This window comes from Variovorax sp. UMC13 (assembly GCF_014170375.1).
GTDB lineage: Bacteria > Pseudomonadota > Gammaproteobacteria > Burkholderiales > Burkholderiaceae_C > Variovorax.
In genome coordinates this window covers 38690-60210 of sequence record NZ_LZZW01000020.1, presented here as the reverse complement: position 1 = coordinate 60210, position 21521 = coordinate 38690, and the positions used below count along the sequence as shown (strand labels likewise).

Genomic DNA, 21521 nt, shown 5'->3' with positions numbered 1-21521 from the left:
GGATGCACCCCGCACGCGACTTCGTCCTCACTTACCTTTGGTTGCGCCTGGTGCGGCCCCCAGCGCGCGCGCCAGGTACGGCGCGGTGCGGCTGCCCGGGCTGCGCGCCACCTCGGCCGGCGGCCCGCAGGCCACGATGCGCCCGCCCTCGCCGCCCGCGCCCGGGCCCAGGTCGATCACCCAGTCGGCGCCGGCCACCACGCGCATCTCGTGCTCGGCCACCACCACCGTGTTGCCCGCATCGGCCAGGCCTTCGAGCTGCGCCATCAGCTTGTCGACGTCGGCCGGGTGCAGGCCGGTGGTGGGCTCGTCGAGCACGTAGAGCGTGTCACCACGCTGCGCACGCTGCAGCTCGGTCGCGAGCTTGATGCGCTGCGCCTCGCCGCCCGACAGCTCGGTCGCGGGCTGGCCCAGCCGCAGGTAGCCCAGGCCGATGCGGCGCAGCAGCTCGAGCGGGCGCAGCACCGCGGCCTCGTCGGCGAAGAAGGCGCAGGCCTGGTCCACCGTCATGCCCAGCACCTCGGCGATGTGGCGGTCGTTCCAGCGCACCTGCAGCGTGGCCTCGTTGTAGCGCGCGCCGTGGCAGGTCGGGCACGGCGCGTAAACGCTGGGCATGAACAGCAGCTCGACGCTGACGAAGCCCTCGCCCTCGCAGGTGGCGCAGCGACCCTTGGCCACGTTGAAGGAGAAGCGGCCCGCGTCGTATCGGCGCTTGCGCGCGGCCGGCGTGGCGGCGAAGAGCTGGCGCACCGCATCGAACAAGCCGGTGTAGGTTGCGAGGTTGGAGCGCGGCGTGCGGCCGATCGGCTTCTGGTCGACCTGCACCAGCCGGCGGATGCGGTCCGCGTCGCCGGCCAGCCGGCCCGCGGCCACGGCGGCGGCGGGCGCGGGCATGCCATCGCCCGCCGCCGCCTCGTCGGCCGCCGGTGGCTCGTGGCCCAGATGTGCCGACAGCAGCTCGATCAGCGCCTGGCTCACCAGGCTGGACTTGCCCGAGCCCGAGACGCCGGTCACGGCCGTGAGCACGCCCAGCGGAAAGGCGGCGTCGATGCCCGCCAGGTTGTTGCGCGCCACGCCCTCGAGCCGCAGCCAGCCGCTCGGCGCGCGCGCGGGCCGCCGTGCGACGGCATGGCCATCGCCGAACAGATAGCGCGCGGTGTGCGACGCGGCCACCTCGCGCAGGCCCGCGGGCGGCCCGCTGTAGAGCACCTGCCCGCCCTGCTCGCCGGCATCGGGCCCGACGTCGACGAGCCAGTCGGCGCGTCGCATCACCTCGAGGTCGTGCTCGACCACGAACAGCGAGTTGCCCGCGCGCCGCAGATCGCCCAGCGCCGACAGCAGCGCCTCGGCATCGGCCGGGTGCAGGCCGGCCGACGGCTCGTCGAGCACATAGACCACGCCGAACAGGTTGGAGCGGATCTGCGTGGCCAGCCGCAGCCGCTGCAGCTCGCCGGGCGACAGCGTGGGCGTGCTGCGCTCCAGCGACAGGTAGCCCAGGCCCAGCCCGCGCAGCGTCTGGACGCGGTCCAGCACCGCCTGCGCGATGCGCTGGGCGGCGATGCGTTTCTCTTCCGACAGCTCGGGCGTGCGCCGCACGTCGGGCGAGGCCGCATGGGTCGCGCCGCCGGCGGCCACGCGGCGTGCCGTGTCCTGGCGCGAGGCGGCGCGGCTGCGGACCTTGGCCTCCTCGCCCTCGGCGCGCAGCGTGCCGGCCGCGGCCGGCGCCAGCACCTCGGCCAGGCGGTCGAGCGGCAGCCGCGCCAGCGCGCCGATGTCGAGCCCGGCGAAGGTCACGCCCAGCGCCTCGCGCTTGAGCCGCTTGCCCTCGCAAGCCGGGCAAACGCTGCCGGCCATGAAGCGCGCCACGCGCTTCTTCATCAGCGCGCTCTGCGTGGTCGCGAAGGTGTGCAGCACGTACTTGCGCACGCCCATGAAGGTGCCCTGGTAGCTGGGCTCGGTCTTGCGCCGCAGCGCGGCGCGGGTCTCGGCGGGCGTGAAGCCGGCGTAGACCGGCACCGTGGGCTGCTCGTCGGTGAACAGGATCCAGTCGCGGTCCTTGCGCGGCAGCTCGCGCCAGGGCGTGTCGATGTCGTAGCCCAGCGTGACCAGGATGTCGCGCTGGTTCTGCCCGCCCCAGGCCGGCGGCCAAGCTGCGATGGCGCGCTCTCGGATCGTGAGCGTGTCGTCGGGCACCATGCTGCGCTCGGTCACCTCGTAGACATGGCCCAGGCCGTGGCAGGTCGGGCAGGCGCCCTGCGCGGTGTTGGGCGAGAAGTCCTCGGCGAACAGCATTGGCTGCTTCGCGGGGTAGTGGCCGGCGCGCGAGTACAGCATGCGCAGGAGGCTGGACAGCGTGGTCACGCTGCCCACCGACGAGCGCGTGCTGGGCGTGCCGCGCTGCTGCTGCAGCGCCACGGCCGGCGGCAGCCCGTCGATGGCGTCGACGTCGGGCACGCCGACCTGGTCGATCAGCCGCCGCGCATAGGGCGCCACCGATTCGAAGTAGCGCCGCTGCGCCTCGGCATAGAGCGTGCCGAAGGCCAGCGAGGACTTGCCCGAGCCCGACACGCCGCTGAACACCACCAGCGCATCGCGCGGGATGTCGACGTCGACGTTCTTCAGGTTGTGCTCGCGCGCGCCGCGCACCCGAACGAAGGCATCGGGCCGGCGATCCCCGGGCGCGCTCACGGCGCCATCACCTTGTCGGGCGTCATCGGCGTGCTGCGCACGCGCCGGCCGGTGGCGTGGAAGATCGCGTTGCACACCGCGGCCGCGACGCCCACGATGCCGATCTCGCCCACGCCCTTGGCGCCCAGCCGGCTCACGATGCGGTCGTCCTCCTGCACGAAGATCACGTCGATGTCGTGGATGTCGGCGTTCACCGCCACGTGGTATTCGCTCAGGTTGTGGTTCATGAAGCGGCCCAGGCGGTGGTCGGTCAGGGTCTCCTCATGCAGCGCCTGGCTGATGCCCCAGACCACCGCGCCGCTGACCTGGCTGCGCGCGGTCTTGGCGTTGATGATGCGGCCGGCCGCGACCGCGCTGACCACGCGCGTCACGCGCACCGTGCCCAGCAGCTCGTCCACCCGCACCTCGCAGAACACCGCCGAATGGGTGGCGCGCAAGTACTTCCTCTGCTTGAACACGTGCGGCAGCATCAGGTACTTCTCCTCGATGCGCGCCGCGCGGGCATGGGCCAGCACGTCGACCAGCCGGATCGCGCCCGAGGGATCGACCGCGCGGCGCAGGGTGCCGTCGACGAATTCCATCTCCTCGAAGGCGACCTTGCGCAGCGCGGTGCCGGGCATGGCGCGCGCCATCCCGAACAACCGGCGCTGCAGCTTCTCGCACACGCCCTCGACCGCCGAGCCGACGGTGGTGACGTGCGAGGAGCCGCCTTCGATCGGCGCCACCGGCAGGGTCGAATCGCCCAGCTGGAAACTGACCTGCTCCAGCGGCAGGCCCATGGCCGCGGCCGCGATCTGCGCCATCACGGTGTAGGTGCCGGTGCCGATGTCGGTGGCGGCGCTGCTCACCACCAGCCGGCCGTCGGCATGCAGCACCGCGCTGGCACGGGCGAACATCTGCATCGCGTCCCAGGTGCCGGTGGCCATGCCCCAGCCGACCCATTCGCTGCCCTGCTTCATCGAACGTGGCGCCAGCGGGCGCGCGGCCCAGCCGAAGCGCTCGGCGCCCTGCAGGTAGCAGGCGCGCAGCTCCTTGGTCGAGTAGGGCAGGTCGTCCATCGGGTTGCGCTCGGCGTAGTTCTTCAGGCGCAGCGCGAGCGGGTCCATGTCCAGCGCATAGGACAGCTCGTCCATCGCGACCTCGAGCGCATGCACACCGTGCGCGGCGCCGGGCGCGCGCATGTCCATCGGGCTGTACTGGTCGAGCGACACCACCTGGTAGCCGAGCCGGATGTTGTCGCAGCGGTAGAGCTGGCCCGACCAGTTCACCACCACCTCCACATAGTCCTCGAAGCGCGAGGTCTCGGCCACCGCATGGTGCCGGATCGCGCGCAGCGTGCCGTCGCGCTCGGCCGCGAGCCCGATGCGCTGCTGCGTCTCGGGCCGGTGGCCGAAGCTGAACATCTGCTGGCGCGTGAGCACCACGCGCACCGAGCGCTCGAGCTTCAGCGCCGCCATCACCGCGAGCGGCAGCTGGTACTGCGGCCGCAGGCCGGAACCGAAGGCGCCGCCGACATAGGGGTTGCGCACCGTGACCCGGTCCTTCGACAGGCCGAACACGCGCGACACATACCAGCGGCTGTTCTGCGAGCTCTGCGTCTTGTCGTAGATCGTGAGGTGGCCGTCGGCACCGCGGATCACGGTCGAGGCGAACAGCTCCATCGGGTTGTGGTGCTCGACGCCGCTGTGGTACTCGGCCTCGATCTTGACCGGCGCCGCGTTGAAGGCCGCGCGCGCGTCGCCCTTCTCCGCGGGCGGCGGCGAGTAGCCGGCCTTGAGCCGGCTGGGTTTGCGGCCGCGGTGCAGGTTGGCCAGAAGGCGCGTGTCGTGCGGCTCCACCGCGTACTCGACCCGCACCAGCGAAGCCGCATGGCGCGCCGCCTCGAAGCTCTCGGCCACCACCAGCGCGACCGGCTGGCCGCTGTAGGCGATCTGCGCATCGTGCAGCGGCTTGAAGGGCGTGCCGCCGGGGGCGGTCATGTCCTTGTAGAACAGGCCGGCGCTGCGCGTCTTGGGCTTGTTGGCGTGTGTGAGGATGTCCAGCACGCCGGGCACGGCCAGGGAAGCGTCGAGCGCGAAGCCGGTGATGCGGCCACGCGCGATGGTGCTGTTGACCACCACGCCATACACCAAGGGAGACGCCGGGTCGTCGACCTGCACCTCGGCCGCATAGCGCGCCTGGCCCGTGACCTTGGCACGGCCGTCGATGCGGGAGACCGGGTCGCCCACCCGCACATGGCCGGTGCCGGCGTCGGCGCGGGGCACGGCGAGCGCTTCGATGAGATCGGTCACTGGAGCGCTCCTTCGGGCACGCGGCCCTGGTTGTCGACGGTGCCGGCCGCGGCGGTCTCGAGCGCGCGCACGATGGCGCGGCGGGCCAGCGGAATCTTGAAGTCGTTGTCGCCCTGCCCCTGCGCGCTGCGCAGCAGCGCGTCGGCGACCAGCGCGAAGTGTTCGGCCGTGGGCCGCGCACCGACCAGCAGTGACTCGGCCTCGGGCAGGCGCCAGGGCTTGTGCGCCACCCCGCCGAGTGCCACGCGCACCGCGCGCACCGTGCCGTCCTCGGACAGGTCGAGCGCGGCGGCCACCGACACCAGCGCGAAGGCATACGACGCCCGGTCGCGCAGCTTGAGGTAGGCCGAATGCGCGCGGAAGGCGGCCGCGGGCGGCACCACGATGTGGGTGATGAGTTCGTCCGGCGCGAGCGTGGTGTCCTGCGACGGCCGGTCTCCGGGCAGCCGGTGGAAATCGGCGAAGGCGATGCTGCGCTCCCCGCGCTGCGAGCGCACCTGCACGGTGGCGTCCAGCGCGGCCAGCGCCACGCACATGTCCGACGGGTGCGTGGCGATGCAATGGTCGCTGGCGCCCAGGATCGCGTGCTGCCGCGTGAGGCCGCCGATGGCCGGGCAGCCCGAGCCCGGCTCGCGCTTGTTGCAGGGCACGCCCACGTCGTAGAAGTAATGGCAGCGCGTGCGCTGCAGCAGGTTGCCGCCGTTGCTCGCCATGTTGCGGATCTGCGGCGAGGCGCCGGCCAGGATCGCCGCGCCCAGCAGCGGACAGTGTTCGCGCACCAGCGGGTGGTAGGCGGTGTCGGCGTTGCGCGCCAGCGCCCCGAGGCGCAGGCCGCCGTCTTCGGTGGTCTCGATGCGGTCGAAGGGCAGGCCGTTGATGTCGACCAGGCGCTCGGGCCGCGCGATGTTCTCCTTCATCAGGTCGATCAGGTTGGTGCCGCCGGCGATGCAGCGGGCACCGTCGTCCGCGGCCGAGAGCGCAGCGAGCGCGGCCTGGACGTCGCCGGCCCGCTCATAGGCAACGGGCGTCATGCGGGCACCGTCCCGATCACGATGCGGCGCTGCGCATCCGCTGGCGCCGCCAGGCCCATCACCTCGCCGACGGCCTGCACGATCTGCGGATAGGCGCCGCAGCGGCACACGTTGCCGCTCATGAGTTCGCGCACCTCGTCGGCCGTGCGGGCATGGCCTTCGTTGATCAGGCCCACGGCCGAACACAGCTGGCCGGGCGTGCAGTAGCCGCACTGGAAGGCATCGTGCGCGATGAAGGCCTGCTGCAGCGGATGCAGGGCATCGCCGTCGGCCAGGCCTTCGACCGTGGTGACTTCGCGGCCCTGCTGCATCACGGCCAGCGTGAGGCAGGCGTTGATGCGGCGGCCATCGACCAGCACGGTGCAGGCCCCGCACTGGCCGTGGTCGCAGCCCTTCTTGGTGCCCGTGAGCGCGAGCCGATCGCGCAGCAGGTCGAGCAGCGTGACCCAGGTTTCGACCTCCAGCGTGTGCGGCTGGCCGTTGACGCTCAGCGAGAGCGCGTGGCGCGGCACCGTGCGCGCGGGGGATTCGGAGGTGTCCATGGCGGTTCCAGTGGCGATCGTGAGGGGCTTCAAGATGGGTCAGCGGCCGGCGCCGGCGTGTAAGACAAGGGCGGTATCGGAGCGTGCCATGCCCCGGGCCCGAAAAAAAGCCGCCCGAAGGCGGCTGTCTGTCTGCGCGTGTCCGCCCGCGGCGGTTCAGGCGGCAGCGCGGGCCGCGTCGCGCAGGTCGCGGATCTGGTCGTGGTTGCGCTGCGCGCCCTCTGCCTGGCGCTCGATCACGGTGCGCACCGCGGCCGGCAGCGTCTGCTTGAGCGCCTTGCGGTAGCGCGCGAGGGCCGCATCCTCGCCGCGCTCGCATTCCTCGAGGATGGACTTCTCGCTGTTGGCGCCGACCGCGCCCTTCACATGCACCCAGCCACGGTGCATGGCGCCGCTGGCCGTGCCGCCTTCGGCCGGGATGCCGCCGTATTGCGTCACGAGGTGCATCAGTTCGTTGGCCGCGACCCGGCAACTCGCCACGCGCTCGCCGAACAGCTGCTGCAGGTGCGCGCTTTCCACTTCCTCGGCGCAGGCGAGGAAGCCGTATTCGCCATCGCGCGAGTTCTCCAGCAGGTCGTTGAGCACGTCCACCACCTCGTCGTCGGCCAGGCCGTCGCCGGTGGTCGAGACCGCGCGGTTCTCGCCCGCGCTGAAATAGTCGCGATCGACGCGGTCCCAGGCCGCGCGCGTGGCGGGGCGGGCGCGTTCCCAGTCGAGGCTGGAGCTGCCGCGCAGCCGGTCCCATTCGGTTGCGAAGGCGGGCTCGAGCGTGTCGAAGGATTCGTTGCGCGCGGCCCGGCTCGACCAGCCCAGTTCATAGGCCGGCCGGTAGTCGTCGTACGGGCGGCCGGCCTCGTAGTAGGCCTCGCGGTTGTAGGCGTCGCGCCAGTGCGCGTCTTCGGCACTCGGGTTGACAGCTTCCGCGACGGCCTTGCCGCCCAGGCCACCGGCCACGCCGCCGGCCACCAGGCCGACCACGGCGCCCACCGGGCCTGCCAATGCACCGGCCGCGGCACCCGCAAGTGCCCCGCCGGTGGTGCCCAGGCCAGTGCCCACGGGATGAGCGCCCGGCGTGCCGGTGATCGGATCGCGGTGGAGGTCGGTCGGTGGCGTGAGGTCTCTGTCGTTGGCCATGAGGGGCTCCTTTGGATGGTGAAGGTTGGAGGGCCTGGGCGTCGAGCGCCGCGGGCATTGCGAAAACCCACTGTCGGCGGCGTGCCGTGCCCATCGGGTCGGCCCTGCCCCACCCTGTGTGTAGGGCTTGGCCTGCGCGGCCTGCGATGCGATGCGCCGCGCATCGAGGGGCCTGGCCTACACGGCGCGATCGCCGCCCGCTTTATCAACGCAGTTCTTCTTCCACCGACAAAAGGAGCGCCCCTTGGACGCCAAGAACTTCATCCACAAGGCCCGCGTCGCGGACGACCGCCGTGACGACCTGCCCGGCGAGCACTGGGTGGTGCTCGGTGCCGGCCTGTTGCTGCTGCTGGCCGCGAGCCGCGGCCGCTGCTTCATCGGCCGCACCGTGGCCGGCACGCTGGGCAGCGCACTGGTCGGCCGCGCCGCCACCGGCCGCGGCGGGCTCGAGCGGCTGGTGCGTGCCGTCTCGGGCGCGCGTCGCTGAGCGCGTCGCGCAGCAGGTCCTTCGCTGCGCTCATAGACGATTGGCTCATTTGGAACCAACGAAACGGTCGTTCCTTGTTGGCGGCATGCGCCGGAAAATCGCGGCCTGCGCCATCCACGGCGCCTTATGCCGCGAAGTTTCCTGCCATGAATTTCCAACAGCTGCGCTCGGTGCGCGAGGCCGTTCGTTGCGGCTTCAACCTGACCGAAGCCGCGCACACGCTCCATACCTCCCAGCCCGGCGTGAGCCGGCAGATCCGCGAGCTCGAGGATGAACTCGGCATCGAACTGTTCGTGCGCGCGGGCAAGCGGCTCACCGGGCTGACCGAGCCCGGCGGCCATGTGCTGCCGATCATCGAACGCGTGCTGCTGGAGAGCAGCAACCTGCGCCAGGCCGGCCAGGAGTTCGCCGCGCGCCAGGACGGCATGCTCTCGGTGGCCGCGACCCACTCGCAGGCCCGCTATGCGATGCCGGTGGCGGTGCAGGAATTCCGCGCGCTGTTCCCGCAGGTCAAGCTGCACCTGCACCAGGGCTCGCCCAAGCAGATCGCGCAGATGCTGCTCGAAGGCGAAGCCGATGTGGGCGTGGCGACCGAAGCGCTGGGCGACTACCCGCAGCTCGTGGCCCTGCCCTGCTACCGCTGGACTCACTCGGTGGTGGTGCCGCCCGGCCATCCGCTGCTCGACGAACCACTCACGCTGGAGCGGCTCGCGCAGCACCCGCTGATCACCTACGACACCGGCTTCACCGGCCGCACGCGCATCGACGATGCCTTCACCGACAGCGGCGTGGACCCCTCGATCGTGCTGACCGCGATGGACGCCGACGTGATCAAGACCTATGTGCAGCTGGGCATGGGCGTGGGCATCGTCGCGGGCATCGCCTACGAGGCCGAGCGCGACACGCAGCTGCGGGCCATCGACGCCGGCCACCTGTTCGGCATCAACCTCACCAAGCTGGCGGTGCGCCGTGGCAACTACCTGCGCGGCTACGTCTACGCCTTCATCGAGGCCTTCGCCCCCACGCTGACGCGCGAGGTGGTGGACGCGGCGCTGGGCGCCGATGCGGTGGCGCCCGCCGCGCGCCGGCCCGGGGGCTTCGCGCTGAGCGCTAGCGCTGCTGACCCCAGCGTCGCACAGTGAGCCGCTCCAGGGTGGCGAAGCCCAGGCTTTCCACCAGCAGGCCGATCAGCACCACCATCGCCAGGCCGGCGAACACGCGGTCGGTGTAGAGCTCGTTGCGGTTCTGGAAGATGTACCAGCCCAGGCCGCCCTTGCCCGAGGACGCGCCGAACACCAGCTCGGCCGCGATCAGCGTGCGCCAGGCAAAGGCCCAGCCGATCTTCAGCCCCGACAGGATCGCCGGCAGCGCGGCCGGCACCAGGATCTGCAGCACGTAGCGCAGTCCCGTGAGGCCGTAGTTGCGCCCGGCCATGCGCAGCGTCTCGGGCACGCCCTGGAAGCCCGCATAGGTGTTGAGCGCCAGCGGCCACATCACCGAATGGATCAGCACGAAGACCAGGCTGCCGCGGCCGAGGCCGAACCACAGCAGCGCCAGCGGCAGCAGTGCGATCGCGGGCAGCGGGTTGAACATCGAGGTCAGCGTGTCCAGCAGGTCGCGGCCGATCTGCGTCGACACCGCGAGCGTGGTGAGCCCGAAGGCCAGCAGCACGCCCGCCACGTAGCCCTGCAGCAGCACGGCCAGCGAGATACGCACCTTCTCGACCAGCTCGCCGCTGGCCAGGCCCTCCACCAGCGCGCGCGCGGTGGCGCTGAAGGTGGGCAGCAGCAGGTCGTTGTCCTGCCAGCGCGCGGCGAGTTCCCAGAGCAGCGCGATCGCGACCAGGATCAGGCCCTTGCGCAGCCATCCCTGCGCCCAGAGGCGCGTCGAGAAAGGCAGGGCACGCTCGACCGGCAGCTCGGTGAAGGGCTGCAGCGTGCGTTCGTATTCGGGGCGGATGGGCGGTGTGAGAGTGCTCATGGGGTATGGCTCCTTCCCCCTCCGGGGGAAGGCTGGGATGGGGGCAAGCGGCGGTGGACAGGCTGCAGGCCCCCACCCCCGCCCTCCCCCAGCGGGGGAGGGAGAAAGACCGCCGTCATGCGTGTTCTTCCTCGAACAGCATGTCGTGGATGCGCGTGGCCGTGGCCTGGAACTCGGCGCCGCCCAGGCTGTGCTGGCCGAAGGCATGGCTGTTGATCTCGGCGCGCATGCGGCCCGGGTGCGGCGACAGCAGCGCGATGCGGTTGCCCACCACCAACGCCTCCTCGATCGAATGGGTGACGAACAGCAGCGTGAAGCGCACCTCGTCCCAGAGTTCGAGCAGCTCTTCCTGCATCTTGCGGCGCGTGAGCGCATCGAGCGCGGCGAAGGGCTCGTCCATCAGCAGCACGCGCGGCTGCATGGCCAGCGCGCGCGCGATGGCCACGCGCTGCTTCATGCCGCCCGAGAGCTGGTGCGGATGCACGTCGGCGAACTTTTCGAGGCCGACCTTGGCCAGGTAGTGCAGCGCGCGCTCGGCCGCTTCCTTGCGGCCCAGCGTCTTCGAGGCCAGCAGCGGAAACATCACGTTCTGCTTCACCGTCTTCCACGGCGGCAGCTGGTCGAACTCCTGGAACACCACGATGCGGTCCGGGCCCGGTGCCTGCACGCGCCGGCCCTCGAGCCGGATCTCGCCTTCGACCGGCGCGATGAAGCCGGCCACCGCCTTGAGCAGCGTCGACTTGCCGCAGCCGGAAGGGCCCAGCAGCACGAAGCGATCGGCCGCATGCACGTCGAAGCTCACACGGTGCGTGGCGCGCACCACGCGCTCGGGCGTGCGGTATTCGAGGCTGACCTGGTCGACCTCAAGCAGCGCCGCCGTGTCTGTCTCCCTCCCCCCCTGGGGGAGGGACGGGGTGGGGGCCGACGGCCGTCGATCCGCTTCATGCGCCATGGCCGTGCGAGCGCCCTCGGCCACCCCGGCCTTACCCCAGAGTGGCAAGGCGTCCACGCCCTCGGCCGTCCGCATCAGTTCCCCGCCGCGTTCTGCGCGTCGTCGAAGAAGTAGTCCTTCACCGAGGCCGGCTTGTTCTTGATCGCGCCCACGCGGTGCATGAACTCGGCCAGCGCGTAGGTGTTCTGCGGCGTGGTCTTGAACTGCACTTCGGGGTTCTTGATGATCTTGAGCAGCAGCTCGCGGTCGATCTTGGCGTTGCTGACCTTGATGTAGATGTCGGCCGCCTTCTCGGGGTTGGCGGTGACGAACTGCGCCGCTTCGTTCAGGGCTTCGACGAAGGCCTGGTAGGTCTTGGGGCTCTCGGCGCGGAATTTCTCGGTCGCGTAGAGCACCGTGGCCGAGGCCGGGCCGCCCAGCACCTGGTAGGAATTGAGCACGATGCGCGCCTGCGGATTGCCGGCGAGTTCCTGCTCCTGGAAGGGCGGGTTGCCGAAGTGACCGCTGATCTCGGTGCCGCCCTTGATGATGGCCGCGGCCGCGTCGGGATGCGGTACCGCCACGCTGATCTTGTCGAGCTTGGCGAACTCCTTGTCGCCCCACAACTTGGCCGAGGCCAGTTGCAGCACGCGCGACTGCACCGACACACCCACGGCCGGCACCGCGATGCGGTCCTTGTCGGTGAAGTCGGCGATCGTCTTCACGTTGGGGTTGTTGGTCACCAGGTAGTAGGGGAAGTTGCCCAGCGAGGCCACGCCCTTGACGTTCTGCCGGCCCTTGGTGCGGTCCCAGATGGTCAGCAGCGGCCCCACGCCCGCGCCCGCGATCTCGATGTTGCCCGACAGCAGCGCATCATTGACCGCCGAGCCACCCGAGAGCTTGACCCATTCGACCTTGGCATCGATGCCCGCGGCCTTGGCGTGCTTCTCGATCAGCTTCTGGTCCTGCGCCACGTTGAGCAGCAGATAGACGATGCCGAACTGCTCGGCGATGCGGATCTGCCCTTCGGCATGCGCCGCGAGGCTGGAGAGGACGAGGCCCAGGCCGGCGATGGTCGTGGCGGTCTTGCGGAGGATGCGGTTCATGACGAGGCCTTGAGAAGAGAAAGAAAGAAGAAGGAGGCGGAGAGGGGCGATGTCTTCACGTGGGACACCGTGGAACCGGCTTCGCCGGGCCACCGGTGTCGCCCCCTTGAGGGGGAAGCGCCGCAGGCGCTTCGGGGGTGATCAAAAAACCCGATCGCCTTCGATCGTCGTGCGAAACAGCTTGCGCCGCAGATGGTCCGGCGTGCCCGCCGCCAGGTGCATCAGCGAGCGGTTGTCCCAGAACACCAGGTCGTGCGGCTTCCACTCGTGCCTATAGACGAAGGCCGGTTGCACGCTGTGCGCGAACAGTTCGGCCAGCAGCGCATCGCTCTCGTCCTGCGGCAGGCCGACGATGCGGGTCGTGAAATGTTCGCTCACGAACAACGCCTTGCGGCCGGTCTCGGGATGGGTGCGCACGATCGGGTGCACGGCCGGCGCGACCTGGTCGACCTGCTGCTGCGAGAGCTTGGGCCGCCACGGGTTCTTGGCGCGCAGCTCCTCGTACTTCGCGAGGTAGCTGTGCTCGGCCTTGAGCGGCAGGATGCGCTGCTGCAGCGCGGGCGGCAGCGTTTCCCAGGCCAGGTGCTGGTCGGCGAACAGCGTGTCGCCGCCCTCGCTGGGCAGCTCCTGCGCATGCAGCAGCGAGCCCAGGCTGGGCGTTTCCTTGTACGACAGGTCCGAGTGCCAGTAGACGCCGGCATCGCCCAGGCCGATGGGCTCGCCGTTTTCCTTGATGTTGGAGACGATCAGCACCTCGGGATGGCCCTGGAGCTGGAACTGGTGCAGCACATGGATCTGCAGCGGCCCGAAGCGGCGGCTGAAGGCCACATGGTCCTCGGGCGACACGCGCTGGTCGCGGAACACCACCACGTGGTGGTCGAGGTGCGCGCGATGCAGCCGCGCGAAGTCGGCGGCGTTGATGGGTTTGGAGATGTCGAGGCCGACGACCTCGGCGCCCACGGGCGCGTCGAAGGGGCGGACCTCGAAGTCCTGCGGTGCGGCGACAGCCTGCGCCGCGGCGTTCTCAATATCGGTGGGGGTGATGACGGTCATGCGAGCCACTCTTCTGTGAAGTGCCGCAGGCCCAGGGCCCCGCGGCGAAGAGCACGACTCTAGGGAAGCACGACCCCACAAGGAACGACTGAATCGTTGCTTGCTTATGCGTGAAACGTCTTTAGGCGCCGTCGGCGCCCGGCGTCAGTCGACTTCGGCTTCGTGTCCGGTCATCTCGAGCAGCCGCTCGACGAAGTCGTCGAACAGCGGCAGCGCCGCGGGCAGCACGTGGCCCGTGGGCTGCGCGACCCAGCCCTGCGGGTCGGCGAACAGCCGCAGCGCATCAAAGTCCGGCTCGGCGCCGGCATCGAAGGCATGGGTGGTGCCGGCCGGCAGCGCGACCCAGTCGCCGGCCTCGCACAGCAGGCCCGCGTAGCCCTCGCCGCTGCGCACATAGAACAGGCCCGCGCCTTCGAGGAAGAAGCGGATTTCCGCGTCGGCGTGCGTGTGTTCGGTGAGGAACTGCGCGCGCAGCGCGGGCCAGCCCGGCTGCCCGGGCGCCACGCGCACGCGGTCGGCGCTGCGCACCTCGAAGTGGCCCGGCAGCGCCGCGATCTCCTCACCATAGGCCGCGCGCACGGCGGCGGCATCGCTGCCGTCGACCTCGCGCACCGGCCAGCGGCCCCAGGCCACGCCGGCCTGCGCCAGCGCGCGACCGATCAGGTGGTCGCACACCAGCGTGTCCTGCCAGCGGCCCTCGGCGTCGAAGCAGACCAGCGCGGCCATGGTGTTCTCGGCTTACTGCAGGAAGCTGGGCTTGGCGTAGCCCTGGAACTTGCTGTCGACCACGGCCTTGTATTCCTTCGAGCGGTAGGCCTCGGCGATGTCCTTGGCCCAGGCCGTGTCCTTGTCTGCACGCTTGACGGCCACCACGTTCAGGTAGTGGTCGGGGGTCTTCTCGAGCGCCACGGCCTCGGTGAGCTTCAGGCCCGACGAGATCGCGAAGTTGCCGTTGATGATCGCGTACTCGGTGTCGCCGATCGAACGCGGCAGCTGCGCGGCTTCGAGCGGGATGAACTTGAGCTTGCGCGGGTTCTGGTCGATGTCCTTCTCCGAAGCGCGCAGCGGATCGATGCCGGTCTTGAGCGTGACCAGCTTGTTCTGCTCCAGCAGCACCAGCGCGCGCGCCAGGTTGCTCGGGTCGTTCGGCAGCGTGACGCGGTCACCGTCCTTGGCTTCAGTCAGGCTCTTGCGGTTCTTGGAATACACGCCCAGCGGCGCGATCGGGCCCTGCACCAGTTCGACGATGTCGAGCTTCTGGTCGGCCGCGAACTTCTTCAGGTAGACCAGGTGCTGGAAGAAGTTGGCGTCGAGCGAGCCCTGGGCCAGCGCCAGGTTGGGTTGCACGTAGTCGTTGAATTCGACCAGCTTCACCGTGTAGCCCTTCTTCTCGAGGATCGGCACGATGCCCAGCTTCAGCTGGTCGATGTTCGAGCCGGCGGTGCCGCCGATCACCAGGTTCTTCTTGGCGGCTTGGGCCTGGGCGTCGAGCGTGAAGCCGCCGAAGGCGAGGGCCGCGATGGACAGGGCGAGGAAGGAACGGCGCAGGGCAGAGGTTTTCATGTCGGAGAGAGATCAGGGAACAAAAAAGAAAGCGGTACTTGAGCCAGGGCACGCGCGGAACTGGCTTCGCCAGGCCGCCGAGTGCGCCCCCTTGAGGGGGAGGCGGCGACACGCAGTGCGCCGCTTCGGGGGTGGGCCAAGTCCTAGCGTTTGTCGAGGCGGCGGGCGGCTGTGTTGCCCACGAATTGCAGGATCTGCACCAGCACCACCAGCAGCACCACGGTGAAGACCATCACGTCGGTCTGGAAGCGGTAGTAGCCGTAGCGGATCGCCAGGTCGCCGATGCCGCCGCCGCCCACCACGCCGGCGATCGCCGAGTAGGAGAGGAAGCTGACCGACAGCACGGTGAGCGCCAGCACCAGGCCCGAGCGGGCCTCGACCACCAGCACGCGCCAGACGATCTGCAGTTCCGAGGCGCCCATCGCATGGGCGGCTTCGATCACGCCGCGCGGCACCTCGCGCAGGCACTGGTCGACCAGGCGCGCGAAGTACGGAATGGCCGCCACCGACAGCGGCACCGCGGCCGCCAGCGGGCCGATGGAGGTGCCCGCGATGATCCGCGTGAAGGGCACCAGCGCGACCAACAGGATGATGAAGGGGAAGGAGCGCACGGTGTTCACGATCCAGTTCAGGATCAGGAAGGCCGGCTTGTTGTCCAGCGACTGGCCCGGGCCCAGCAGGAACAGCAGGATGCCCAGCGGCCCGCCGATCAGCACCGCGGCCGTGAGGCCGATGCCCAGCATCAGGAAGGTCTGGCCCGCGGCGAGCCAGAGCTCGGGCAGGATGGCGGCAATGTTCTCAGGCATGGGCGAGTCCTCGGGGCGCGGCGGCAGCCGACAGGGGGGTGTTGGCGGCTTCGCGCGCATCGCGTTCGCGGCGGCGCACCAGGGCATCGATCTCGCGGCCCAGCGCGGTCAGGCGCTCGGCCTGCGGCGCCTCGTCGACCGCGAAATGCTCGATCAGCTGGCCCTTCTCGAGGATGGCGACACGGCGGCACAGCACCTCGACCACCGACAGCTCGTGCGTCACGATCACGATGGTCACGCCGATCTTGGCGTTGATGTCGCGCAGCGTCTCGAGCAGCGAGCGCGTGGTCTCGCTGTCGAGCGCCGAGGTGGGTTCGTCGCACAGCAGCACCTGCGGGCGCGGCGCCAGCGCGCGGGCGATGGCCACGCGCTGCTTCTGGCCGCCGGAGAGTTGTGCGGGGTAGGTGTCGATCTTCTCGGACAGGCCGACCAGCGCGAGGCATTCGCGCACCCGGGCGTCGATCTCGGCGCGCGAATGGCGGCCATGGATCTTGAGCGGGAAGGCGACGTTGTCGAACACGCTCGCGTTCTGCAGCAGGTTGAACTGCTGGAAGATCATGCCGAGGTTCTGGCGCGTGTCGCGCAGTTCACGGCGCGAGAGCGTCGTGAGGTCGCGTCCGCCCACCAGCACCTGGCCGGCATCGGGCCGCTCGAGCAGGTTGATGAGCCGCAGCAAGGTGGACTTGCCGGCGCCGCTCTTGCCGATCAGGCCGAAGATCTCGCCCTCGGGAATGTCGAGCGTGAGCGCGCGCACGGCGTCGAACACCTCGCCGCTCGGCAGGGCGAAGGATTTCTGCACGCCCTGGAGACGGATCACCGGAGGTTTCAGGGGCGGCGCCTGTGCCGCATCGGTCGAAGAAAGGGTCATCGCGACGGAATCGCCGGGGGCCACGCGGCCATCGGACAGAGGAAAAGGACGCGAGTATGGCAAATGAACCACACCGGATGGAACGACTGAATCGCGATCTGCTTATTCGGATTCCGTATAAGGCGCACCGGGCACGGCTGGAATGTGCGTTTCACCCTCTGCACGAAGCGCCTGCAGGCGCTGGTGCGCGGGGCTGTCCTCCACCACGGGCTGCTGGTTCTTCGCCAGCAGGTAGCGCTCGGTGAACAGCGCCAGGTAGGCGTCCAGGGTCTGCGCCAGCGCGTGTTCGCCGATCAGGTCCATGCACAGCGCGGCCACCTCGCTGGTGCAGAGGTGGTCGTCGCGGCCGGAGCGGCGCAGCCGGTACTGCGTGGCCTGGTCGGGCTGCAGGCTCAGCACCGGCAGCGCATTCAGGTACGGGCTGCGGCTGAACATCTTGCGCGCCTCGGACCAGGTGCCGTCGAGCAGGATGAACAGCGGGCGCTTGCCGGCCGCGGCCAGCGCGGGGTCCACCTGGTGCACCACCCGCTCCGGTTCCGCGTACTGGCCCGGGAACACCACATAAGGCTGCCACCGCGGATCGGCCAGCAGTGTCAGCAATGCGGGATCGACCTCGGTGCGCGCCCAGCCGAAGGCGAAGGTGTCGGCCACCACGTCGGCGATCAGCCAGCCGGTGTTGGTGGGCTTGAGCGGCTCGATGTACGACATCAGCAGGCACACGCCGGCGCGCGTGTCCATCGACGGGCGCAGCGCGCAGAGGCAATGGCTGGGCAGCAGGCGGCAGCCGGCGCAGCGCTCGCGCTTGAAGCCGCCACGGGACAGAAAGGGTTTGGTGCTGCCCGCGAGACGAGTGGCGCGCAGCAGGGAGACGGCGTGGGGCATCCGGGGATTGTCCGTCCCCGGAGGAACCGGCCGCGCCGGCTCAGGCCGGCTGCACAGCGTCCGGCAGCTTCGCGATCACCTTGATCTCGAACTGGAAGCCGTAGAGCCAGGTCACGCCCACGCCGGTCAGTGTCGGGTGCGGCGCCTCACCCCAGTACTCGGGCACGATCTTCCAGATGGTCTCGAAGTTCGCCTCGGGGTCGACCACGAAGACCGTGACGTCAACCACGTCGTCGAAGCTGCAGCCGGCCGCGGCGAGCACGGCGTTCAGGTTGTCGAAGGCGCGCCGCACCTGTGCCTCGAGTTCGGGTTCGGGCGAGCCGTCGGGGCGGCTGCCGACCTGGCCCGAGACGAACAGGAAGCCGTTGGAACGGATCGCCGGTGAGTACCGGTTCTTTTCGTAGAGCGCCTGGCGCCCGGGCGGGAAAACGACGTCGCGAGTGGTCATGGAAGGCCTTGGGTGATGGCGTCGAAGATGACGATGAGGGGACTTTAGGGACGCCCGCCGCGCGGATAAACAGGCCAGATCGACAATCACTGTTTGCAGAACCCAAACAATCTTCGAAGACGCGGGCACGACGATGGACCGGATTGACGCGATGCAGGCCTTCGTCCGCGTGGTGGAGACGCGCAGCTTCACCCAGGCCGCCGCGACGCTGCACCTGAGCAAGACCACCGTGACGCAGCTGGTGCAGCAGCTCGAAGCGCGGCTGCGCGTGAAGCTGCTCCACCGCACCACGCGCAAGGTCAACGTCACGGCCGATGGCGCGGCCTACTACGAGCGCGTGGTGCGGCTGCTGGCCGACATGGACGATGCCGAGACCAGCCTGTCCAGCGCCGTGGCCGCGCCCCGCGGCCGGCTGCGCGTGGACGTGCCGAGCCCGCTGGCCCGGATCATCCTGGTGCCCGCCCTGCCCGCCTTCCATGCGCGCTACCCCGACATCCAGCTCGACATGGGCGTGAGCGACCGCCCGGTCGACCTGATCGGCGAGAACGTCGACTGCGTGGTGCGCGGCGGCGAGATCACCGATGTGTCGCTGATCGCGCGCCGCGTGGGCGACCTCCAACTCGGCGTCTACGCGGCGCCGGGCTACCTCGAACGCGAGGGCACGCCCACGCGCCCGCAGGCGCTGGAAGACACGCACCATCGCATCGTGGGCTTCCGGTGGGCCCGCACCGGCAAGGCCCTTTCGTATGCGATGCAGCGCGCCGGCGAACGCCTCGAAGTGCAGGGCCGCCATGCGTTCGCGTTCGACGACGGCAATGCCTACCTCGAGGCCGGCCTGGCCGGCCTCGGCATCCTCTGGCTGCCGGATTACATGGCCCGCCCGCATGCGGCGCGCGGCGAACTGGTGCCGCTGTTCACCGACTGGCAGCTCGATCCGATGCCGCTGTACCTGGCGTTCCCGCCGAACCGGCACGTGAGCGCCAAGCTGCGCGTGTTCATCGACTGGATCGTCGAACTGATGGCGCTGCATGCGCCGGTCGCGCCGCCTCGCGGCGCCTGATCGAGGCCGGCCGCGCCGGGCGCGGGCATATAGACATGAGGATTTGTTCGTTCGCGAAAGGGCGCGGCACGGGCACAGTCGCCCCCCTCTTCTCTTCATTCCTTTCGTCGCCATGCTGTTCTCCGCCCTTCGCCGTCGTGGCGCCCTCGCCGCCCTGTCCGCCACCGTGCTCGCCGCCGCCTTCGCCGCGAGCGCGCCGGTGCACGCCCAGGACAAGTCCCGCATCAAGGTCGGCATCTCGGTCGGCAATGCCGAGCAGATCTTCGAGGTGGTGAAGAAGGTCGCCGCGCGCGACGGCCTGACCATCGATGTCGTGGTGTTCAACGACTACCAGCTGCCCAACGCCGCGCTGTCGGCGGGCGACCTGGACGCCAACGCCTTCCAGCACCAGCCCTTCCTCGACAACCAGATCAAGTCGCGCGGCTTCGACCTGGTGTCGGCCGGCCTGACCGTGACGGCGCCGCTGGGCTTCTACTCGCGCAAGATCAAGAGCATCGACGCGCTGCCCGACGGTGCCTCGGTCGGCATCCAGAACGACCCGTCCAACGGCAACCGCTCGCTGCTGCTGCTGCAGGCCGCGGGCCTGATCACGCTCAAGCCCGAGGCCGTGAAGAACAACACGGCCACGCCGCTGGACGTGGTGACCAACCCCAAGAAGCTCAAGCTGGTCGCGCTCGACGCCGCGCAGCTGCCGCGCTCGCTCGACGACCTGACGATCGCCTCGATCAACAACGACTACGCCGAGAAGTCGGGCCTGTCCTTCAACAAGGACGCCGTGATCAAGGAATCCGCCAAGAGCCCCTATGCCAACCTGATCGCGGTGCGCCGTGCCGACAAGGACGCGCCCTGGGCCAGGAAGCTGGTCGCGGCCTACCAGTCGGCCGAGGTGCGCCAGTTCATCGAGACCAAGTTCAACGGTGCGCTGATCCCGGCCTTCTGACCCTCCCCTGACGCAGGCGGCAAGAGGCTCCCTTGGCCTACGCCGCGGCGCCGCGGGTGGCGCCATGCTGTGACTTCGAACCGCCGCCGCGCTCGCACGCGCGGCGAGCGGCCTCGCTGCCGACGTGCAGCGCCGAACATGGAGCACACACCCGCATGGAAATCCACATCAACACCGGCAACGGCATGGACAACAAGGAAACGCTGGAAAGCTGGGCCGACGGCGAGATCCGCCGCACGCTGGGCCGCTTCTCGAACGACGTGCGCCGCGTCGAGGTCCATCTCTCCGACGAGAACAGCGGCACCAAGGGCGGCGCCGACGACAAGCGCTGCGTGATCGAGGCCCATGTGACCTCGCTGCCACCGGTGGCCGTGACGCACCAGGCCTCGAGCCTGGACGAAGCCTTCCGGGGCGCCGAAGCCAAGGCCCGGCGTGCACTCGATACGGTGGTCGGCAAGCTCCACGAGCGCCGCGACCACACCTCGATCCGCACACAGCAGCCCGACGGCGTCTAGCCCCTTCGCCCGCCCTCAGCCGCGCCAGGGCAGCGAACGCGCCGCGCCCTGGATGGCCGGCGGCACGGGGTTGAGCAACTCGCCCGCCACCACGCGCTCGTAGTAGCGCAGGTAGCCCCGGGCCATGGCGTCCGAACTGAAATGCCGCACCGCGTGCGCATGGCAGCCACGCGCATCGAAGCGGGACGATTGCAGCGCATCCGCCAGCGTGGGCGCATCGGCCGCGAGCACGCCGCAATCCTGCGGCACCAGCTCCGGCAGCGAGCCGTAGGGCGTGGAGAACACCGGGCAGCCGAAGTAGAGGCTCTCGATCACCGCGAGCCCGAAAGGCTCGTGCCAGCGCACCGGGAACACCATGCCGCGCGAACCGTTGAGCAGCTCGCATTTCTGCTGGCCCCCCACCATGCCGTGGAAGCGCACGCGGCGCGAAAAGGTCATGCGGATGCCGCGCCGGAAGTTGAAGCGCTCGCCGCCCAGCACCTCGAGTTCGATGCCCGCCAGCCGGGCCACGCGGATCGCGCCCTTGAGGTTCTTGACGCCCCAGGCGCCCTTGCCCAGGAAGTGCGCGTAGTTGCGCGGCCGATCGAAATCGACCGGCCCGTAGGCCGACCAGTCGAGTCCGTTGTAGACGAACTCGCTCGAGCCGTAACGCGACGCATGGTTGCGCGTGAGGAAGACGGTGTTGCGCGGCAGCGGGCGGGCGCGGTGGCTGTTGCCATGCTCGGTGAACAGGAAGGGCTTGCCCAGCGCATCGTCGGAACCCAGGCGCGGGTCGAACTGGAAATGCACCAGGTCGACATCGTCGGGCACCTGTTCATGCCACGGGCGATCGGGGCGGATCGGCAGCAGCCGCGCGAAATCGCAACGCGATCCTTCGGGCACCAGGTAGGTGACCTGGTGGCCCATCTCGACCAGCTTGCGCCCCAGGTCCCAGATCACGCGTTCGGTGCCGCCGTAGGCGAACACCGGAATGGGCGAGTTGTTGGCGATCATCACATGCATGACGACCTCCGTGACAGCCGCAGCGCATCGGGGATCCACGCCATGGCAGGGTCTGCATGGGGATCGTGAGAAGACCAGGTCATGAGAGTCGCTTTCCTCTGGCGCTCCGTCGAAGCGGGAGCTGTCAGGGCGTGATTCTGAATGCAAATCGGACCGGCCCAACGAAACATCTTCGATCGGGCGCCGGCGGCCCG

At 69.8% G+C, this 21521-nt stretch carries 21 protein-coding genes; 5 read left to right on the top strand and 16 right to left on the bottom strand.

Annotation, left to right across the window (positions count from 1 at the left end; translation table 11 throughout):
* Positions 1 to 27: 27 nt before the first annotated feature.
* The 5 genes from A9977_RS17565 to A9977_RS17545 all read right to left on the bottom strand — a co-directional run bounded on the left by A9977_RS17565 (position 28) and on the right by A9977_RS17545 (position 7686).
* Positions 28 to 2688 carry an excinuclease ABC subunit UvrA gene (locus A9977_RS17565; protein WP_183026159.1) on the bottom strand — a complete coding sequence of 887 codons (2661 nt, stop codon included), beginning with the start codon at positions 2686 to 2688 and terminating at the stop codon, positions 28 to 30.
* On the bottom strand, positions 2685 to 4979 hold the full coding sequence (locus A9977_RS17560; RefSeq protein WP_183026158.1) for a xanthine dehydrogenase family protein molybdopterin-binding subunit: 2295 nt from the start codon (positions 4977 to 4979) through the stop codon (positions 2685 to 2687). The genes A9977_RS17565 and A9977_RS17560 overlap by 4 nt, the downstream gene beginning before the upstream one ends.
* A complete protein-coding gene (locus A9977_RS17555; RefSeq protein WP_183026157.1) occupies positions 4976 to 6010 on the bottom strand; it encodes a xanthine dehydrogenase family protein subunit M in 1035 nt (344 codons plus the stop codon). Before A9977_RS17555 ends, A9977_RS17560 begins: the two co-directional genes overlap by 4 nt.
* Entirely contained in the window at positions 6007 to 6552 is a 546-nt protein-coding gene (locus tag A9977_RS17550; protein ID WP_183026156.1) for a (2Fe-2S)-binding protein, read from the bottom strand. Before A9977_RS17550 ends, A9977_RS17555 begins: the two co-directional genes overlap by 4 nt.
* A gap of 156 nt (positions 6553 to 6708) precedes the next feature.
* On the bottom strand, positions 6709 to 7686 hold the full coding sequence (locus A9977_RS17545; protein WP_183026155.1) for a PA2169 family four-helix-bundle protein: 978 nt from the start codon (positions 7684 to 7686) through the stop codon (positions 6709 to 6711).
* Between the two features lie 244 nt (positions 7687 to 7930).
* On the opposite strand from A9977_RS17545, the gene A9977_RS17540 reads away from it, so the two are divergent.
* The gene (locus A9977_RS17540; protein WP_183026154.1) at positions 7931 to 8173 is read left to right on the top strand and encodes a hypothetical protein; all 243 of its coding nucleotides are present in this window, start codon (positions 7931 to 7933) and stop codon (positions 8171 to 8173) included.
* Positions 8174 to 8319: 146 nt separating this feature from the next.
* A complete protein-coding gene (locus A9977_RS17535; protein ID WP_183026153.1) occupies positions 8320 to 9315 on the top strand; it encodes a CysB family HTH-type transcriptional regulator in 996 nt (331 codons plus the stop codon).
* Here the strand turns inward: A9977_RS17535 and A9977_RS17530 are convergent.
* From A9977_RS17530 to A9977_RS17485, 10 genes are all read right to left on the bottom strand, one after another.
* Entirely contained in the window at positions 9284 to 10153 is an 870-nt protein-coding gene (locus tag A9977_RS17530; protein WP_183026152.1) for an ABC transporter permease, read from the bottom strand. The genes A9977_RS17535 and A9977_RS17530 overlap by 32 nt on opposite strands.
* 115 nt (positions 10154 to 10268) lie before the next feature.
* Positions 10269 to 11180, bottom strand: a complete 912-nt coding sequence (locus tag A9977_RS17525; protein WP_405054690.1) for an ABC transporter ATP-binding protein — start codon at positions 11178 to 11180, stop codon at positions 10269 to 10271.
* The gene (locus A9977_RS17520) at positions 11180 to 12190 is read right to left on the bottom strand and encodes an ABC transporter substrate-binding protein (RefSeq protein WP_183026151.1); all 1011 of its coding nucleotides are present in this window, start codon (positions 12188 to 12190) and stop codon (positions 11180 to 11182) included. Before A9977_RS17520 ends, A9977_RS17525 begins: the two co-directional genes overlap by 1 nt.
* A 141-nt stretch (positions 12191 to 12331) precedes the next feature.
* Complete coding sequence (locus A9977_RS17515) at positions 12332 to 13243, bottom strand: TauD/TfdA family dioxygenase (RefSeq protein ID WP_183026150.1); 912 nt, start codon at positions 13241 to 13243, stop codon at positions 12332 to 12334.
* A 144-nt stretch (positions 13244 to 13387) separates the two neighbouring features.
* Entirely contained in the window at positions 13388 to 13969 is a 582-nt protein-coding gene (locus tag A9977_RS17510; RefSeq protein WP_183026149.1) for a hypothetical protein, read from the bottom strand.
* A 12-nt stretch (positions 13970 to 13981) separates the two neighbouring features.
* A complete protein-coding gene (locus A9977_RS17505) occupies positions 13982 to 14806 on the bottom strand; it encodes a MetQ/NlpA family ABC transporter substrate-binding protein (RefSeq protein ID WP_183026148.1) in 825 nt (274 codons plus the stop codon).
* A 143-nt stretch (positions 14807 to 14949) separates the two neighbouring features.
* Positions 14950 to 15612, bottom strand: a complete 663-nt coding sequence (locus tag A9977_RS17500) for a methionine ABC transporter permease (protein ID WP_183026147.1) — start codon at positions 15610 to 15612, stop codon at positions 14950 to 14952.
* Positions 15605 to 16480, bottom strand: a complete 876-nt coding sequence (locus A9977_RS17495; RefSeq protein ID WP_183026146.1) for a methionine ABC transporter ATP-binding protein — start codon at positions 16478 to 16480, stop codon at positions 15605 to 15607. The genes A9977_RS17500 and A9977_RS17495 overlap by 8 nt, the downstream gene beginning before the upstream one ends.
* 102 nt (positions 16481 to 16582) lie before the next feature.
* Positions 16583 to 17362: a tRNA-uridine aminocarboxypropyltransferase gene (locus A9977_RS17490; RefSeq protein WP_183026145.1), complete on the bottom strand. Its 780-nt coding sequence runs from the start codon at positions 17360 to 17362 to the stop codon at positions 16583 to 16585.
* Between the two features lie 40 nt (positions 17363 to 17402).
* Positions 17403 to 17810 (bottom strand): Rid family hydrolase, encoded by a 408-nt coding sequence (locus A9977_RS17485; RefSeq protein ID WP_183026144.1) that lies wholly within the window; start codon positions 17808 to 17810, stop codon positions 17403 to 17405.
* 133 nt (positions 17811 to 17943) lie between these two features.
* On the opposite strand from A9977_RS17485, the gene A9977_RS17480 reads away from it, so the two are divergent.
* From A9977_RS17480 to A9977_RS17470, 3 genes are all read left to right on the top strand, one after another.
* Complete coding sequence (locus A9977_RS17480) at positions 17944 to 18870, top strand: LysR family transcriptional regulator (RefSeq protein ID WP_183026143.1); 927 nt, start codon at positions 17944 to 17946, stop codon at positions 18868 to 18870.
* A gap of 112 nt (positions 18871 to 18982) precedes the next feature.
* The gene (locus A9977_RS17475; protein ID WP_183026142.1) at positions 18983 to 19810 is read left to right on the top strand and encodes a MetQ/NlpA family ABC transporter substrate-binding protein; all 828 of its coding nucleotides are present in this window, start codon (positions 18983 to 18985) and stop codon (positions 19808 to 19810) included.
* Between the two features lie 155 nt (positions 19811 to 19965).
* Positions 19966 to 20325: an HPF/RaiA family ribosome-associated protein gene (locus tag A9977_RS17470; protein ID WP_183026141.1), complete on the top strand. Its 360-nt coding sequence runs from the start codon at positions 19966 to 19968 to the stop codon at positions 20323 to 20325.
* Between the two features lie 15 nt (positions 20326 to 20340).
* On the opposite strand, the gene A9977_RS17465 is transcribed toward A9977_RS17470, so the two are convergent.
* Positions 20341 to 21327 carry a glycosyltransferase gene (locus A9977_RS17465; protein ID WP_183026140.1) on the bottom strand — a complete coding sequence of 329 codons (987 nt, stop codon included), beginning with the start codon at positions 21325 to 21327 and terminating at the stop codon, positions 20341 to 20343.
* Positions 21328 to 21521 lie beyond the last annotated feature (194 nt).